The 18405-nt window shown below is 49.2% G+C and carries 7 protein-coding genes; 5 read left to right on the forward strand and 2 right to left on the reverse strand.

Annotated elements, in window-relative coordinates; all coding sequences use genetic code 11:
• The first annotated feature begins 157 nt into the window (after positions 1–157).
• The 3 genes from KD145_RS20455 (at position 158) to KD145_RS20465 (ending at position 14105) form a co-directional block, all read left to right on the forward strand.
• Complete coding sequence (locus KD145_RS20455; protein WP_212001227.1) at positions 158–10837, forward strand: gliding motility-associated C-terminal domain-containing protein; 10680 nt, start codon at positions 158–160, stop codon at positions 10835–10837.
• 109 nt (positions 10838–10946) lie between these two features.
• Positions 10947–11954: a PorP/SprF family type IX secretion system membrane protein gene (locus tag KD145_RS20460; protein ID WP_212001234.1), complete on the forward strand. Its 1008-nt coding sequence runs from the start codon at positions 10947–10949 to the stop codon at positions 11952–11954.
• Between the two features lie 84 nt (positions 11955–12038).
• Positions 12039–14105, forward strand: a complete 2067-nt coding sequence (locus KD145_RS20465; protein ID WP_212001236.1) for an OmpA family protein — start codon at positions 12039–12041, stop codon at positions 14103–14105.
• A 127-nt stretch (positions 14106–14232) separates the two neighbouring features.
• Here KD145_RS20465 and KD145_RS20470 read toward each other — a convergent pair whose 3' ends face one another.
• On the reverse strand, positions 14233–14754 hold the full coding sequence (locus KD145_RS20470; protein WP_212001238.1) for a hypothetical protein: 522 nt from the start codon (positions 14752–14754) through the stop codon (positions 14233–14235).
• Between the two features lie 286 nt (positions 14755–15040).
• Between KD145_RS20470 and KD145_RS20475 the strand changes: the two genes are divergently transcribed.
• Both KD145_RS20475 and KD145_RS20480 read left to right on the forward strand, forming a co-directional pair.
• Complete coding sequence (locus KD145_RS20475) at positions 15041–16456, forward strand: MATE family efflux transporter (protein WP_212001241.1); 1416 nt, start codon at positions 15041–15043, stop codon at positions 16454–16456.
• Positions 16457–16536: 80 nt separating this feature from the next.
• Positions 16537–17460: a PfkB family carbohydrate kinase gene (locus KD145_RS20480; RefSeq protein ID WP_212001242.1), complete on the forward strand. Its 924-nt coding sequence runs from the start codon at positions 16537–16539 to the stop codon at positions 17458–17460.
• 76 nt (positions 17461–17536) lie between these two features.
• On the opposite strand, the gene KD145_RS20485 is transcribed toward KD145_RS20480, so the two are convergent.
• A complete protein-coding gene (locus KD145_RS20485; RefSeq protein WP_212001243.1) occupies positions 17537–18328 on the reverse strand; it encodes a S1/P1 nuclease in 792 nt (263 codons plus the stop codon).
• Between the last annotated feature and the right edge of the window lie 77 nt (positions 18329–18405).

Here is an 18405-nt window from a genome sequence, read left to right on the forward strand (position 1 = left end):
ATCTTTCGCATAGCCTATCCATCAACCAGAGTAATGTTGCAATTCATTGTGAAATGAATATCATTTATATTTAATATTTGGTGCTATGCATTCAAACACTACTCCTAATTGCCCTTTTATCGTTGCCCCTATTACCCGACCTCGGGCAAAGACTGTCTTGAACACACCCGTGTTACGTAGCCTCAAAACGCATACCCGTTTTGTACTCAGCAGCCTGCTGTCACTATTGTTGTTCTTTGGCATGAGCCAACAGCAAATTCTTGCGCAGACGCAAACTCAGCGCGTGTACGCGACCAGTGAGGACCATAATCAGACTCCGTTGCTTTGTACAGTCTGTAGTGTCACCAACCCCGGTAATGCCGTGGATCAGGGTGCCGGTTTTCTGAACACCTTTTCTACCATCAATTCTACGGTGGCATTGCTGGGAGCTCAGGTATATCAGGAAATGATCTTTCCTGCAGCCGTTGCCGGCACCCAGGGCTCGATCGTAAAAGTCGGTACCGGCGCACTGCTGACCCTGAACCTGCTCGGTAATATAACCGTCCAGGCCTACAACGGGGCCACTCCGGTAGGATCTCCCGTACTCGCCAGCAACTCCGTTCTCAGCCTGCTGGCAAGCGGCAACCAGGCCGAAATTTTTGTTCCCGCGCCTGGAGGTACCTATGATAGGTTACGAGTCACGATCAGTACAGCCGTAGCAAACGTAGCATCCAGTATTAACGTTTACGCAGCATATTATAACACACCGGCCTCCGGTGTGATTTCCTGTAATACACCTATCGATGTGCTGTCTGGCGTCAACGGCAATCTCGTAGGCGTTGGCTCTGTCACCAACCCTGGCAATGCCATAGATGGAGACACCGCCACCTTCGCCCAGATGTTCTCCGCTGTTGGTTCCACACTCACTGACAGCTATGTGCAAATGACAGCGATTTATCCCGGCTTATCCAAAGCCGGCGATTCTGTTCGTATTATTACTTCCAACTCAGGAGCCCTTCTGAGCATTCAGTTACTTAATGCCACTACCATCCTTACTTATAACCAGGGAGTGCTCGTGGATTCGGTTCCAGCCAATAGCGTTAATGTGAAGCTTGATTTGCTGGGCTCAGGTGCTTCCGCATTACAGACGCTTACTTTTGCATCGTCGGGCCCCTTCGATCATATACAGGTCCGGTTTGGCGCCGTCGTCAGTGGACTCGCTACATTAAATGTAAATGAGATCCAGCGTTTCGGCCCATCACCTGCTACAGTAGGAGGCGTTACCAAAATCACCTGTCTTAATACTTCTCCATTTACACTGGATGTTAGTAATCCTGACAATACCAACTACAACTATACCTGGTATAATGCCAGTATGGCAGTAGTGGGTACAGGCTCCAGTTTCTCCCCGCCCACCAACGTGGCTGGTACATTCCAATATTATGTTTCTGCCACCCTCAAGGTGTGCTCTGCCTCTCAATCAGCTAAGGCACCGGTGACAGTGATCGTAAACAACTTCGCCACTGCCGCCGATATCACCGTGCCTGCCAGCACCACCAGTTGCGGTGATACAGCCAGGATAAAACCAACATCTTCTACTGCTACCCGCAGCCCTATATTTAAATGGTATTTTGATATTAATAAAACAACGCCCATCACCAATGGCCTGGTGCAGGGTAGTGTTCACTTCTTTGTGGACAACACCGGTCAGTTGACCGTTACCGGCCTCACCGCTCCGTCTACTACTTATTATGTAAGTGTATCCGATAGTGGTCATTGTGAAAACCAGGCAGGAGCCCTCGCCGCGGCTACCGTGACGGTAGGAACCTCTCCTGCTCCGCCATTGACGGCCACCGGCGTTTCCGGCTTCACCGGACAAACCATCACGCTGACAGCCTCCGCTCCTGGCGGTACCATCGAATGGTATACCGATACTACGGCCAGCCCGATAGCTACCGGTCCATCATTTAGCGTCGGACCTTTCGCTACACCTACCACACAAATATATTATGTAGGCGTTCGGCTGCCAGGTGGCTGTACTTCCGCAAGAGTGAAAGTGACTGTAACCGTCACTACACCGGTTACACCTACTTCTTGTAATGCACCTACCACACAGCTGAATGGAACCACTTTCGGTTGTTTGTTGTGTAGTGTTACCAACCCTGGAAACGATATCGACAACGATCCCAATAACTTCACACAGTTGAATGTCCCGATAGGACTCCTGGGTGGTGCTGCCTTCCAGCAGCTCATCTTCCCCCAACCAGGTGCTGCTACCGACAGTGTACAGTTTGTGATAGGTCTGCCCAACGGAATAAGCGTAACCCTCCTGGGGGGAATCGTACTCACCGTTGCTAACGGCACCACTGTATTGGTAAGGGATACGCTCAACAATCAGGCGCTTACCCTCCGTCTGCTTGATAGCGCCAGATATGTTGTTACCATACCTGCTACCGGCGTATTCGACCGCGTGGAAGTGAAAGCAATGGGCCTGGTGTCCCTGCTCTCTCAGGTAAATATTTATGGTGCCCGTATCATCAGCCCGAACCCAACTGCCTTCGTACAAAACCAACAGGCATGTGTGGGCTCTACCGCCACACTCAATGCAACAGTGGCACCAGGAACAAGTGTAATATGGTATGCTGACTCCACCACCACTACTGCATTAGGGCCTAATCCATATACTACACCGGTATTGACTACTCCGGGTACTATTACTTACTGGGCTCAGGTAATCGGCACCAATGGTTGCCCCAACCCTGACCGTTTAAAGGTAGTACTGACTGTCAACCCGCTGGGTACTGCTGCAGATATCAATATCGCAGACACCATCTTCGGCTGCGTAAACTCTACCGCAGTACTGCACCCAACTTCCACTACTGTTACCAGCCCGGTATTCTCCTGGTATAAAGACGCCAATAAAGACAGCGTCATTAGCAACGGCCTCATACAAGGGTCCGTTCATTACACAGTGGATAGTGTTGGCAACCTTACCATCACCGGACTGACTGCCGGAAACTACAGCTATTATGTAGCTGTTGCCGGTATCAACCGTTGTCAAAATGCTGCCGGCACTCTGAAGAAAGTAGTGGTACACATTGGCAGTGCCCCTGCTCCACCAGTAGTAACTGGTGATGTGATCGTGACTACCGGCCAGCAGGCTACCCTCACCGCTACTCCGGTACCGGGAGCTACCATCAACTGGTATACCGATTCTACTACTACCACTATAGCCGGTACCGGCTCCTCCTTTGTGGTAGGTCCGTTCAGCCAGCCAGGTACCTACACCTACTTCGCAGCTGTAAGTATCCCGGGTGGTTGCACTTCCGCACGGGTACGTGTAAACGTTCAGGTGACAGGTCCTGTAACCCCATCACCGGATTGTAATGTGCCTACCAGCCAGGTATCCGGTACCACATTGGGTTGTATCCTCTGCTCCGTGATCAATCCAACTAATGATATCGACAGCTCTCAGACTAACTTTACTACCCTGAATATTCCGCTGGGATTACTGGGTGGCTCTGTATTTCAACAGCTGATCTTCCCGAACCCGGGTGCAGCTGGTGATAGTATCCGCTTTACAATGGCCACTCCAGCTGGCCTGGCAAACCTGAGCCTGTTCGGCGGAGTGGTAGTCAGCCAATACAATGGCGCTACACTGGTACACGCAGACACATTGTCCAATGTCATCTCCCTGCGCTTACTCACCGCTCAGCAGTTTAATGCTACTGTCCGGGCAGCTGGTACATTCGACCGCGTGGAAGTAAGAATCACCGGCATTGCCAATCTGCTTAACTCTATCGATATATATGGCGTACGTATCGTGTATGCTAACCCAACTATCAATACAACCAATGATACAGTATGTGTGGGCCGGAGGGCTACCCTTACTGTAACACCGGCTGCCGGTACTACCGTACGCTGGTATGCAGATTCCACCAGCACCACTGTGCTCAGTACTCAGCCGTCCTATACAACAGACACCCTGAGAACTGCCGGTGTTGTTACTTATTATGTACAGGTAGTAGGTACCAATGGCTGCGCCAACCCTGACCGTGTACCCGTGAAGGTGATCGTGTCTCCTTCTCCAGCCGTGCCTGGTCCGGATCAGACCCTTAATCTCTGTCCTGGCACCAGCGCTGTCCTGGCGGTACCAACTCCGAACCATAGCTTCACCTATAACTGGTACAACGTACCAACCGGTGGAACTAAACTGAATACTGACAGTGGCTACGTATTCAATGTGCCCAATATCACCAGGGACACTTCTTTCTATGTGGAAGCTGTAAGCAGCTGTGGCAATGTATCTCCGAGAGAAGCATTCCATATTGTAATGTCTTCTACCCTGAGTGGACCTGTGGTTACTCCGAATCCGGATACCGTGCAGATTGGTACACAGGCCGTGCTCCATGCTTCATCCAGTGCTGCCAATGTAATATTTAAATGGTACGGCAGCCAGACAGGCAACGACAGTCTGTTTACCGGACCTGTATTTGCTCCGCCTACGCAGAATACCCCTGGTACTGTGACTTATTGGGTACAGGCAACTATTGCCAATACTTGCTCTTCTATCCGTGTACCGGCGGTAGTCGTATATAGCATTATTAACACTCCGACACCAGTACCTTGTGAAGGAGCTACTACTTATACCGTAGGTAGCGACGGACTGGTTATACTGGGTAACGTATACAACCCGCAGCTGGCTGTGGATAATGATGCCAGCACTGCAGCCACCCTCGTGATGGATGCGGGCCTGCTTGGTGCAGACATTTGGGAAAAAGTTGGCTTCAACGGCCTCTCCGCTCCGGGTGATACTGTAAGGGTACTGGTTTCCAACCCAAGCACCATCCTGTCTCTCCAGTTACTGGGTGGCATACAGCTTACCACTTACAATGGTAATGCACCGGGTGATTCCGTGCTGATAAATAATCCATTGGTGAGCTACACCCTGCTGGGCACTGGCAACCAGGCCATCATAGAATTTGTTCCGACTCATATATTTGATGCGGTACAATTGAAACTGAAATCCGGCATCCTGGGTGCGCTGACAGAAATCGGCTTCAACTACGCACAACGTGCGCTGGTGAAACCTTCCGTACAGGCTTCCCAGCTGTCTGTATGCGCTGGCAATACTGCTACCCTGAACGTACTGAGTCCGGTGACAGGCATTACCTACCGCTGGTATACTTCCAACGGTACTTACCTTACCGGTAAGGACGGTATTAGCTTCACTACAGGTCCGCTCACTTCAGATACCAGCTTCTTTGTGGAAGCTTTCCGCAATGGTTGCGCAAGCAAAACAAGAACCAGAATAGATATTAAAGTTGGCGCTGTACCTGCTGCTCCGTCAGTGCTCTCTACCGATGTAGAAGTATGTTCTGGCTCCAATGCCGAACTGGCTATCAGCAATCCGCTGCCAGGGTACAGCTATCACTGGTTCAACGTACCTACCGGTGGCAGCAAACTCAATACAGACAGCGGATTCACCTTTACAGTAGTCAATGTTACAGCTCCGGCTACTTATTATGTAGAAGCAATGAATGACAGCTGTGGCACCGTTTCCGCTACAAGAACTGCGGTGAATGTGACCATAGCAGCTTCACTGCCAGCTCCAACCGTGACACCTCAGAATGACACGGTGGTAGTGAACCAGCAGCCGGTATTTACTGCATCTTCTACATCAGCGAATGCCCAGTTCTACTGGTTCAACAGCCCAACCAGCACTGATACCCTCTTTAAAGGTGCAGTGTATGCGGCACCTGCATCACCGGTGCCCGGTACGATTACCTACTGGGTAGAAGCTGCCGTGCCAGGCGCTGGCTCTTGTACCTCTGCAAGAGTATCGGTGAACGCTATCACTATCATTCCGGGTAGTAACCCAGTACCTTGCGAAGCAGCTACTACTTATACAGTAGGTAGCTCCGGCCTCCTGATATTGGGTAACGTATACAACCCGCAACTGGCAGTTGATACCAGTACCCTGACTTACTCTTCCCTCGTAATAGATCTCGGCTTATTGAATGCCTCCGTTTGGGAAAGAGCATACTTCAACGGTCTCTCCACTCCGGGTGATACTGTGAAAGTATTGCTCACCAGCCCAAGTCAGATACTGTCAGTCTCCTTACTGGGTGGTGTGCAGCTGACAGCCTACAACGGTAATACACCTGGTGATTCCGTAATGCTGCCCAGCCCGGCCCTAAACCTCGTTCTGCTGAACAGCGGCCACAGTGCTTTACTGTCCTTCGTTCCAAGCCAGCCATTCAATGGTGTGGAAGTGAAACTGAAATCAGGTATCCTGGGTGCATTGAATGTAATAGGCTTCAACTACGCACAGCGTGCCCTCGTACGGCCAACCATACAGGTGAATAACGCTACCATCTGTCAAGGCCAGCAGGCTACCCTCAGCGTGGTGAACCCAGCTGCCGGTATTACCTACAGCTGGTACGATAACCTGAACAATCACCTGCTTGACAGCATCGCTTTTGTGACACCCGCAAACCTGAGCGTAGGTACTCATATCTACACAGCAAGAGCCAGCCGCAATGGTTGTACCAGTGTCGCTTCTGCTCCGATTCAGGTAACAGTAGTGGGCACACCGGCCAAACCGGTACCAGTGAGCGACAGTGTGACCGTTTGCGCAGGAACTGCTGCAACACTCAGCGTAACTCCTGTTGCAGGTGTCACCTTCAACTGGTACGATGCAGCTACCGGTGGTGCTAAACTGGCCTCCGATACCAATACATACATGACTCCGGCCAACCTCGCCGTGGGTACCTATAAATTCTACGTGGAAGCGGTGAATGGCAACAGCTGTACAAACACCGGTGGCCGCGCAGTGATCACCCTCACCGTGACCAGTGCTTCCACAGCGGCTGACATCATCATCGCTAACGATACCATCTGCGCTGGTGATACCGCCGTACTGACACCAACATCTATCACTGTGCCGAACCCAGTCTTTAAATGGTATGCTAACCCGGATAAGACAGGTCCGATCACAACAGGTGTAAGTGGCAATGGTATACTCACCATCCCGGGTCTCTCAATAGGTACTCATACCTACTATGTGAGCGTAAGCAGCGCCGGCCACTGTGAAAACGCTGCCGGTGATCTGAAAGCAGTAACTGTAACGGTAGTAGGTCGTCCGGCCATACCGGTACCAGTGAGCGACAGCGTGACGGCTTGCCTGGGTACTTCTGTAACGCTCAGCGTAACTCCTGTTGCAGGTGTCACCTTCAACTGGTACAACGCAGCTACCGGTGGTATTCTACTGGCCTCCAACATCAATACAATCACTACTCCGGCCAACCTCGCCGTGGGTACCTATAAACTCTATGTGGAAGCGGTGAACAGCAACAGCTGTACAAACACCGGTGGCCGCGCAGTGATCACCCTCACCGTGACCAGTGCTTCCACAGCGGCAGATATCATCATCGCTAACGATACCATCTGCGCTGGTGATACCGCCATACTGACACCAACATCTATCACTGTGCCGAACCCAGTCTTTAAATGGTATGCTAACCCAGATAAGACAGGTCCGATCACAACAGGTGTAAGTGGCAATGGTGTACTCACCATCCCAGGTCTCTCAATAGGTACTCATACCTACTATGTGAGCGTAAGCAGCGCCGGCCGCTGTGAAAATGCTGCCGGTGATCTGAAAGCAGTAACTGTAACGGTAGTGGGTCGTCCGACCATACCGGTACCAGTGAGCGACAGTGTGACGGCTTGCGTGGGTACTTCTGCAACGCTTAGCGTAACACCTGTTCCTGGCGTCACCTTCAACTGGTACGATGCAGCTACCGGTGGCACCAAACTGGCCTCCAATACCAATACATACACAACTCCGGCCAACCTTGCCGTGGGTACGTATAAATTCTATGTGGAAGCGGTGAACAGCAACAGCTGTACAAACACCGGCGGCCGCGCAGTGATCACCCTCACCGTGACCAACGCTTCCACAGCGGCAGATATCATCATCGCTAACGAGACCATCTGCGCAGGTGATACCGCCGTACTGACACCAACATCTATCACTGTGCCGAACCCAGTCTTTAAATGGTATGCTAACCCAGATAAGACAGGTCCGATCACAACAGGTGTAAGTGGCAATGGTGTACTCACCATCCCGGGTCTCACAACAGGTACTCATACCTACTATGTGAGCGTAAGCAGCGCCGGCCGCTGTGAAAACGCTGCCGGTGATCTGAAAGCAGTGACTGTAACTGTCAACAGAAGGTCTACTGCCGCCGATATTATCATCTCTGATACTACCGTGTGCGCAAGTACAACTGTAATGTTGACTGCTACTACCACTACCGTGACCAACCCGGTATTCAAATGGTACCAGGATGCTTCACTGCAAACATTGCTGCATACCGGCGCAACCTTCACCACTCCGGTGATCACAGCCAATACAACCTTCTATGTGACTGTGGAAGGAAGCAACAGCTGTGCAAACCCTGCAGGTGCTGCAAAAGCAGTGACCGTAAGTCTCACAAGCTTGCAGGCACCAAGTGTCAGCGCATCCAGCACCACTATCTGCCCGGGTGACTCTGTAGTCCTCTCAGTAGTGAATCCGGTGAACGGCCTCACCTATCGCTGGTATACCGTGCCCACCGGAGGAACAGCAGTCTTTACTGGTCCGGTGTATGTGGCGAAAGGACTGACTATAACTACTGATTTTTATGTAGAAGTGTCTTCCGAAGGCTGTATAGGTACTACCAGAACTAAAATAACCATTACCGTACGTACCGCTCCGACACCGGAACTGGTAGCCGATAATGTGACCGCTTGTGAAGGGGTTCCTGCAACACTGGAAATCTTTAATCCGGATAGCGGTCTCACTTATAACTGGTATACCACTCCAACAGGAGGTACGCCGATCTTTACCGGACCGGTATTCGTTACACCGCCGCTGAGCACCACTACCAAATACTATGTGGAAGCGGTAGGCAATGGAGGTACCTGTGGCACGCCTTCTGCCCGCGTAATGGCCACTGTGACAGTTGTTCAGACACCACCGGCACCTGTGGTAACACCAGCAGTGGTAAATACCTGCGGTGCATCCAGTGTGACACTGACCATACAGAATCCGCAACCACATGTTCACTATCAATGGCAGGATGATAATGGTAACCTCCTGTTCACTGGTACTCAATACACCTTCATCGCTGACAGTACCACTATCATCTATGTAAGAGGTATTGTAGGCGGTGGTTGTCCGAGGTCTTGCGGTGGTTGCCCTGGCCCAAGAACAGCTATACCGATCAATATCACAGCTGCACCGCCTGCACCGGTACTCTCAGCCTCTTCGCTGACTGTATGTCCTGGTGGTACAGTAACCTTCAACGTTCAAAATCCGATCGGCGGTCTTACCTATAATTGGTTTGATGCTCCATCCGGCGGCAACCTGTTGTCTACCGGTACCAGCTATACAACCGGTCCGCTGACCACGAATACTACTTTCTATGTAGCCGCATCCAGCAATGGTGGTTGCAGCAGCGCACGTACCAGCGCATCTGTTATAGTTATCAACAGTGTCGATGCACCACAGGCCGATCCGGTGACTGTATGTGCAGGTCAGACCACAACACTCTCTGTGAAGAACAGAATACCAGGTCTGATCTACAACTGGTACACAGTAGCAACAGGCGGTACCCCGGTATTCACGGGTGCTGACTTCATGATCACTCCGACCGGCAGCACAGTATACTACCTCGAAGCTGCTACCAATGGTGGTTGTGTAAGCGCCAGCAGAACCGCAGTGAATGTGAACGTGAATCCGGCTCCGGCAGTACCGGTTGTGGCCAATGCAACACTGACGACCTGTCTGAACCAGACCGTGACACTCAGCGTGCAAAACCCTGATCCGACACTCACCTACAACTGGTATACTTCGATCACAGGCGGAACGCCGGTGTCAACAGGTGCTTCGTTCACCACACCACCGATTACCGCTAATACCATGTATTATGTTGAAGCAGTTAATAACACCGGTTGTCCGAGTGCAACCCGCGCAGCGGTTAGCATCCAGCTGATCACAGCACCGGCAGCACCAACCGTAACAGGCAACGAAAACGGTATATGCCCTGGCCATACCGCTACCCTGACGGCTTCCTCTACCACACCAGGTGTAAACTTCAACTGGTACACAGTACCAACAGGTGGTACACCGGTATTCACAGGTGCGGTATTTACTACGCCTGTACTGAACAACACCACCACCTACTATGTGGAAGCATTCTCCAACGGTGGTTGTGTAGGGGCAGGACCAAGAACAGCAGTCACGGTTACGATGCTGCAGCCGCTGCCTGCACCGCATGTGGTCATCAGCGATCTTACTGCTACCAGCGTTACATTCCGTTGGGACCCTGTTCCAGGTGCGGTACGCTACGAAGTGACCCTCGACGGTGGTGTTACCTTCAACCCTCCAAGCTCAGGACCAACAGGTACTACACATACCATCAACAACCTGCAGCCTAACCAGGGTCTCAATTTCGGAGTAAGGGCTATCGGAGCATCAGATTGTCAGACCAGCGGATTAGGTACCCTCGCTTGTAGGACTTCCAACCCGCAAGGCAATAACATCTTTATTCCAAACCTCTTCAGTCCGAACGGTGATGGCATGAACGATGTCCTGTTCGTATACGGAACCGCTGTCGCTCAACTCGAATTCAGGGTATACAACCAGTGGGGTCAGTTGGTGTTCTCTTCCAAAGACCTGCATCAAGGATGGGATGGTACCATGAATGGTCAGAACCAGCCGGTAGGTGTATATGTATACATCGTGAAAGCAACCATGCAGGATGGATCAGTAGTCACTAAGAAAGGAAACGTAACGCTCATGCGTTAACGGCAGGAACAGAAACCCGTAGCATTAATCAAATAAATGAACTACAGCCGGGGTGCATTCAGCACCGGATTGCACCCCGGTTAATTTTGAACAAGTAAAAAATGTTCCTATGAGAAGGATCTTTATTGTTGCAATACTTTTGTGGAGCAGTTTGTTGCCCAGGTATTCCTTTGCTCAGGTAGACCCGCACTTTTCCCAGTATTACGCTTATCCGCTTTGGTTAAACCCAGCGCTGACAGGCATAATAGATGGCGACTACCGGGTCAGCGGAAATTACCGCAACCAGTGGGCTAATTATGGAAAACCTTTTTCTACCGCGGGCGTTTCTGTGGATGCCGCTACCGATAAAAACATCGGGGTAGGTTTGAATATGATCAATATGTCTGCCGGCGATGCAGGATACAACTATTTCAATGCCATGACCAGTGTGTCTTACACCGGTGTTCGGTTTGGAAAAACCAAAACCAGCCAGCTCGTCTTTGGTATCCAGGGGGGGATTATCAGCCGTAGGGTTGACCCTACCAAGTTCCAGACCGGCAGTCAGTATAAACCGACCATTGGTTTTGATCCCAGTATTGCCAATGGTGAAAATGTTACGACAACTTCTTCTACCGTATTTGATGCTGGCGCTGGCGCCATGTTCTTTGATGGTAACCCCAATCATATGTTCAATCCTTTTGTAGGTTTTGCTGCCGCTCACCTGACTGCTCCCAAAGACCCCTTCTCTGGTAGCGGTGAATCAAAGACAATGCCGGTACGTTACCTGGTACATGGTGGTTCAAAAATCAAAGTCAACGATTTTTTAAGCCTTACTCCTACCGGATTATATATGCGTCAGGGCAATGCTAATGAAATAGTGGCTGGCATGTATGCCCAGCTGCTGGTAAATGCTGATGTTGATTTCCTGGTAGGTGGTAACTACCGCTTTAATGATGCCGTAATACCCTTTGCCGGCTTTCATTTCAAAGGTTTTGTCCTGGGCCTCAGCTATGATGCCAACACTTCAAATATGCGCCGCCTCGTGAATGGCAGCCAGAGCTTTGAAGTGTCCTTATCCTTTATCAGCAGAAAAAGAAGGGTACTCAATGAAGAATACTTCATTTGCCCCAGATTATAACAGACTGTTGCACACATAGTGGGAAGTGGATATTTAACACAGTGGATACATTATTTCTTCCAGATATTTAGAATTAGAACCTTCATGAAAAAAATTACGCTTCTTGCACTGGTAATTTTTGCAGGGCTGATTAATTCGATACAAGCTCAATATGTAATCGATTTCAAACACACGGCAGACGTTTATTACAGCGCTAAGGATTTTTATTCGGCAGCACAGTATTATAACAAGGCACTGGGCACGTTTAAAGTAAAACCAGAGCAAATCTTACCTTATGCCGTCGCCAACGCAGCCCCTCCAAGTGGTAAATTCAAGGATTATCAACAGGTAGTGGCGAGGCTGGCCGAGTCGTACCGGTTGTACCACGACTACGGCAACGCTGAAACCTGGTACTCACAGGTAGTAGGGTTTAATAACCCTCAGTATTTACAGGCTAAATTCTGGTATGGCGTATGCCTGCGTGCCAATGGTAAATATGATGAAGCACTGATACAGTTAAACGATTTTAAAAAGAATTATACAGCAGCAGATGAACTGACTACCCGCGTACCGCTGGAAATAGCTTCCTGCGAGTTTGCATTAAGTGAGGCATCCAAACGACCAAAATACACGATTACAAAAGTTTCAGGCAATGTGAATGAAGGCGGCGCCAACTATGCGCCGGTAGTGATAGATCAGAACACCCTGATGTTTACTTCTTCCCGTTCGGAAGCACCTTCGCTGCCAGGTGTCACCGTAAAAGAAGCGGATAAAAGGCCCAAAGACAGAAGAGGCACCCCTTATGTAAGTGACCTCTATATGGCTAATGGTAACGGTAGTGCTTTTGAAAGCAGCCAGAAACTGAAGATACCTTCCACCAAAGGATATGATCAGGGTGTTTCTTCCATCTCCCCTGATGGCAACTCCCTTTATATGACCCGCTGGACGATAAAGGATGGTGTCAAACAGTCTGCTATCTACCTGAGCACCAAAGAAAACGGTGTTTGGTCGGAACCACAAAAAATGGGTAGCAATATAAATGCAGACGGCTACAACTCCATGCAGCCTTATATTACCGCCGATGGGAAATATCTGCTGTTTTCCTCCAACAGACCCGGAGGTATGGGCAAATACGATATCTGGTACTGCGTGATGAACAGCAATACTCCCGGTAATGCCCGTAATATGGGCACCACCATCAATACCAAAGATGAAGAGCAGGCACCCTTCTACGATGCTGAGAAAAACCTTCTTATCTTCAGTTCTAATGGCCGGGTAGGGCTTGGTGGTCTGGACTTCTTCCAGAGCGAAGGTGATTTTGGTACCTGGTCTGCTCCGGTAAATATGGGAAAACCCCTCAACTCACCCAAAGATGACATCTACTATTCTGCTATAGATAATACCCATCCCTTTGCAGAAGGATTTATCAGCTCCGACCGCGAATCCGTTTGCTGTCTGGAAGTATTTTCCATCAAAAGGATCCGGAAGGTGGCCAGTGGTGTGATCCTGGACTGTGATACCCATCAGCCGCTGGAAGGCGCTACTATCACGCTGCTGGATACTGTAAGACAAAAGACTGTCCGTACCATCAAACTCGATGGATCCGGCCGTTACAGCTTCGAAATAGATCCGCAACGTTTCTATAAAATAGTGGCCGCAAAAGATAATTATTTCACCAAAAGCCTCTACTTCAACTCAGAGGAGTTGAACAGGATCGATTCACTGGACAACCCAACGCTTTGCCTCAAGCATTATGAAGTAGAAAAACCAATTGTGTTAAATAACATCTACTATGATTTTGGTAAAGCCACGCTGCGTCTCGAGTCCAAAATTGTACTGGACTCCGTGGTAGAGATGCTGGTTGATAACCCCAGAGTGATCATTGAAATGAGTGCGCACACGGATAGTGTTGGCTCAGATAAGGCCAATATGAAATTATCTCAGGCACGTGCACAATCCTGCGTCAATTATCTGATCAGCAAGGGTATTCCTTCTCAGCGCCTGATCGCAAAAGGATACGGTAAAACCCGTCCTGTTGCGCCCAACTCCCTGCCTAACCATAAGGATAATCCCGATGGACGTCAGCAGAATAGGAGAACAGAGTTTAAAGTATTACGCAAGCAGATGCCTGCTTTGACGGATGGTACAGGAGAAAATCAATCATCGCAATAAAACCAACAGTATACGGAGTCTGTTCCGTATTACTTCCATATCCTAATAAAAAACAGGAAAATAGCCGGCCACTGTGCCGGCTATTTCTTTTCTTCACACTATACCATTCAGAACAGTTTTAATGGCATTAGTTAGCAGCCTTACCAAAATTGCCAATAGCAATGGTGTCAGCTGAGAAGAGGCTATGTCTTACTTTCAGGTGGGCGGCATAAGCTACGGCATCATCATATTTGAAGCCGATCTCCTTGGTAGCGCCGGCTGCCTGACGTAAGGTTATTTTCTTTACGTTTCTGAACAGGTCTACGCTCACTGCGCCGCCTGTGCCTTTTACTTCTTTGGTTTGTAATGTATCAGTAGTAGGTGCTGTTTTGTTGCCACCAATAAAGTATACCTGATGTACTGTGTCCTTTTTGTTTTTACCCAGTACAAACACGACGTTAATAGTGCTGTCGGTATTTTCAGTAACAGTGACCGCACCTGTTTCCCGGGCAGCGTCAGTGCCGGTACCATACACTTTGAAGGTTTTGCTACGTGCAGCTGGTGGCTGAACAGGGTTGTCATTGTCTTTATTGCAGGCAGTAATGGCCAGTCCGAGTACAGCAAGGGCTATAGCTCCCGCTTTGAGAGCATGTTGGTGTAACATAAACATGATGTCTGTTTTACAAAAGGTTAATTTAGATAAGTCTGAATTGGTTTCCCTATAGGTTTCGGCGCGCTTACTGTGAGATTAAACGTGAGGTAACATTAAAAGTTACAGTCGCCGTAGGAAATATTTAAAAAAAACGACTAATTTTATCTTACATCGGCATGATGTGTAAATTGCATCGCATATGAAAGACTAATCTGACTGCGGTACTTCCGACAGTTACTTTTCCCCCGGACAAATCCCCTGCCACACTTGCGGGCTTATCTTCTCATGCTTAATCTTATTGACTATGTCATTTCTTAAACAGGCACAGTTACGTGCTGTTAATTTTTTTACGTTGTTCCGGACGGCTGTTGCCGGAACAGAAAAGGAGTTTACTACTGGTAGTATCAACCGGGCTATTTTTCTGCTGGCGATTCCGATGGTGCTGGAGATGGCCATGGAGTCGTTGTTTGCCGTTGTGGATATTTTTTTTGTTAGCCATCTGGGTGTTAATGCCATTACTACAGTAGGGCTTACAGAATCGGTGCTTACACTGGTATATACCTGTTCGATGGGGCTGGGTATGGCAGCTACTGCTATAGTGGCCAGACGTACCGGCGAAAAGAACGCCGCAGAAGCGGCCCATGCAGCTATGCAGGCACTGTATATTGCTGTTACGCTGTCTGTGGTGATCGGCATCGTGGGTGTATTTTTTGCCCGGGATATCTTATTGCTGATGGGTGCTTCCAAAGAAGTGGTTGAATACGGTTACGTATATACGAAAATATTACTGGCCGGTAATGTCGTGATCATTTTATTGTTTCTAATCAATGGTATTTTCCGGGGAGCAGGTGATGCGGCCCTGGCGATGCGTTCACTGTGGATTGCCAACGGATTGAATATTTTGCTGTGTCCTTTACTGATCAGGGGCTGGGGGCCTATACCGGCAATGGGTTTGAAAGGAGCTGCACTGGCTACGTTTATTGGTAGGGGTACTGGTGTTTGTTATCAGATATCTCACCTGATACGTGGTAATGATCTGATAAAGATTACAAAGCAACACCTCTCACCAGCATGGAAGACCATTGTATCGTTGTTGAAGCTGGCGGCAGGTAGTACTGCTCAGATGTTGATAGCCTCTGCCAGCTGGATTTTTCTGGTAAGGATTATTTCCTATTTCGGGAAAGATGCGGTAGCAGGATATACCATTGCTATCAGGGTAGTGATATTTACAATACTGCCTGCATGGGGCATGGCCAATGCTGCTGCAGCGCTGGTAGGTCAAAACCTGGGTGCCGGACAGCCGGAAAGGGCCGAGCAGTCGGTATGGAGAGCCGCTTTCCTGAACGTGATATTTCTGGGGGCGGTAGGTCTGGCCTTCCTGATTGCGGCGCCTGCGGTGATACAGCTGTTTACCTTCGAGGACGAAGTGGTTCGCTATGGTGTACAATGTCTGCGGCTGATGAGCCTTGGATATGTGTTTTTTGCCTATGGGATGGTGATTACACAATCTTTCAACGGTGCAGGGGATACCCGTACCCCTACCTTGATTAATCTGGTGGCCCTGTGGATGTTTCAGATGCCGCTGGCGTATTCGCTGGCAATATGGCTCAACTGGGGCCCCCAGGGCGTATTCTGGGCTATTGCCATTGCCGAATCCATGATGGCGGTGGCAGGAGTACTGCTATTCCGCCGCGGTACCTGGAAACAAGTGAAGATTTAGCTTTACGCTTTCTGAGGAAGATCTTACCTTTGCCTGGTTTTGCATTTAATTTTTAAACAAATAAACTTCAGGAAAATAACATGTCTCTCACAGTCGTAGGCACGATGGCGTTCGATGAAATAGAAACGCCCTTTGGTAAATCAGGAAAAATCATTGGTGGTTCAGCCACTTTTATCGCATGGGCTGCCTCTAACTTCGTGAACCCTATCAATCAGGTATCTGTGGTAGGTGAAGACTTCCCCCAGACTGAACTGGATGCACTCTCCTCCAAAGGAGTAGCATTGGAAGGTGTACAGGTGAAAAAAGGTGAAAAATCCTTCTACTGGTCTGGTAAATACCACCTGGATATGAACACCCGCGATTCACTGGTTACAGACCTGAACGTACTGGCTGATTTTAGCCCGGTTATTCCTGAAAGTTATCAGGGCAGCGAGTTCCTGATCCTGGGTAACCTCACTCCGCAGGTTCAGATGAGTGTACTGGACCAGCTCACCGTAAGGCCTAAGCTGATCGTAATGGACACCATGAACTTCTGGATGGAAGTAGCTATGGACGACCTGCTGAAAGTGCTGAAAAGAGTGGATGTACTGATGGTGAATGATAGTGAAGCCCGTCAGCTGAGTGGTGAATACTCTCTGGTAAAAGCAGCTAAAAAGATCATGACCATGGGTCCGCGTTACCTGATCATTAAAAAAGGTGAACACGGAGCGTTGCTGTTCCACGAAAACCACGTATTCTTTGCTCCTGCCATGCCGCTGGACGAAGTATATGACCCAACCGGTGCCGGTGATACCTTTGCCGGTGGTTTCATCGGATACCTGGCTAAAACCCGTGATCTGTCTTTCGAAAACATGAAAACAGCCATCATCGTTGGTTCTGCAATGGCTTCTTTCTGCGTGGAAAAATTTGGTACTTCCCGTCTGAGAGAAGTTACACACCAGGAAATCACTACCCGTCTGGAACAGTTTGTACAGCTGGTAAACTTCGATATCGATCTGGTGTAGATCAATTACGAATTATAAAAGCGAAGGCCGAAGCAAATATGTCTGCTTCGGCCTTCGCTTTTATGGTAATCTATGATTATTTAAAAATGCCATTCAGCACAGTGGCCAGTCTCAGCCCACCTTTCAGCAGTTGGTCATTGAGGTTGTCCACAAAAACGTAGTTGTAGCGGTAGCTCAGCTTGGAATCCGGTTTGGTGTAACCATATACTTTGTCGGCCAGTACATGGGATTCATACATCCAATCAGCAATAGTACCGCTCTGCAATTCCTTTACGCGTGCAGGGGAAGCGATATCGATGGCTTGGCTGTATTCTGTGTAGCTGAGCTGTTGAAAGTCGATCAGTTGCTCATCCCATACACGGTGGAGGTTGGAGGCTTTATCGAACCATGTCAGATTGATTTTGTTGCCGCCCATGTCTTCATCACGGCCTACGTGCAGCGGCTGGTGCATATCTCCCAGCATGTGTACCAGGAAACTGAGGGCAAAGACCTGCTTATCTTTTGCCAGTTTCTTGTTTTTCAAATCTTTGATCATTGCCTGTGTTTGTGTGTACAGGTTTTCGCCGGTGGCTTCTTTCAGCAGATTGTCGAATTCGGCGCGGCCAATATTGGCCGGGAAATCCAGGTAATGCCATTTATTGGTATGATCGTACTGGTGGGTGGTGTCAGATTTGATAAAATCCGGCCAGTTGGCGATCATCGGCATACTTTGGCGTCCGAGGATGTTAATAACGGCTTTTTTAGCCTGTGGAGTCAGGTGCTGCCAGGCAATTTCCGCTACAATGCGGTGCCCGTTGGGCCCCCAGGCAAAGCTGGCTAAAGGCAGTAAAAAGGACAGGAACAGTCCTGTCAAGATCTTTTTTCTCATAAGTTAGTTATGATTGAAGGGGCAAAATTAAAGCTCTTTTTTTAACACTTTAGCACGCTGTTCTTTAGTATTTTTAC

Source organism: Chitinophaga sp. HK235 (assembly GCF_018255755.1).
Taxonomy (GTDB): Bacteria; Bacteroidota; Bacteroidia; order Chitinophagales; family Chitinophagaceae; genus Chitinophaga.

What these genes read in the sequence shown, in the direction of transcription:
- KD145_RS20460 (WP_212001234.1), top strand. Translation starts at nt 10,947, where the DNA reads ATGAGAAGGATCTTTATTGTTGCAATACTTTTGTGGAGCAGTTTGTTG.
- KD145_RS20465 (WP_212001236.1), top strand. Translation starts at nt 12,039, where the DNA reads ATGAAAAAAATTACGCTTCTTGCACTGGTAATTTTTGCAGGGCTGATT.
- KD145_RS20470 (WP_212001238.1), bottom strand. Translation starts at nt 14,754, where the DNA reads ATGTTTATGTTACACCAACATGCTCTCAAAGCGGGAGCTATAGCCCTT.
- KD145_RS20475 (WP_212001241.1), top strand. Translation starts at nt 15,041, where the DNA reads ATGTCATTTCTTAAACAGGCACAGTTACGTGCTGTTAATTTTTTTACG.
- KD145_RS20480 (WP_212001242.1), top strand. Translation starts at nt 16,537, where the DNA reads ATGTCTCTCACAGTCGTAGGCACGATGGCGTTCGATGAAATAGAAACG.
- KD145_RS20485 (WP_212001243.1), bottom strand. Translation starts at nt 18,328, where the DNA reads ATGAGAAAAAAGATCTTGACAGGACTGTTCCTGTCCTTTTTACTGCCT.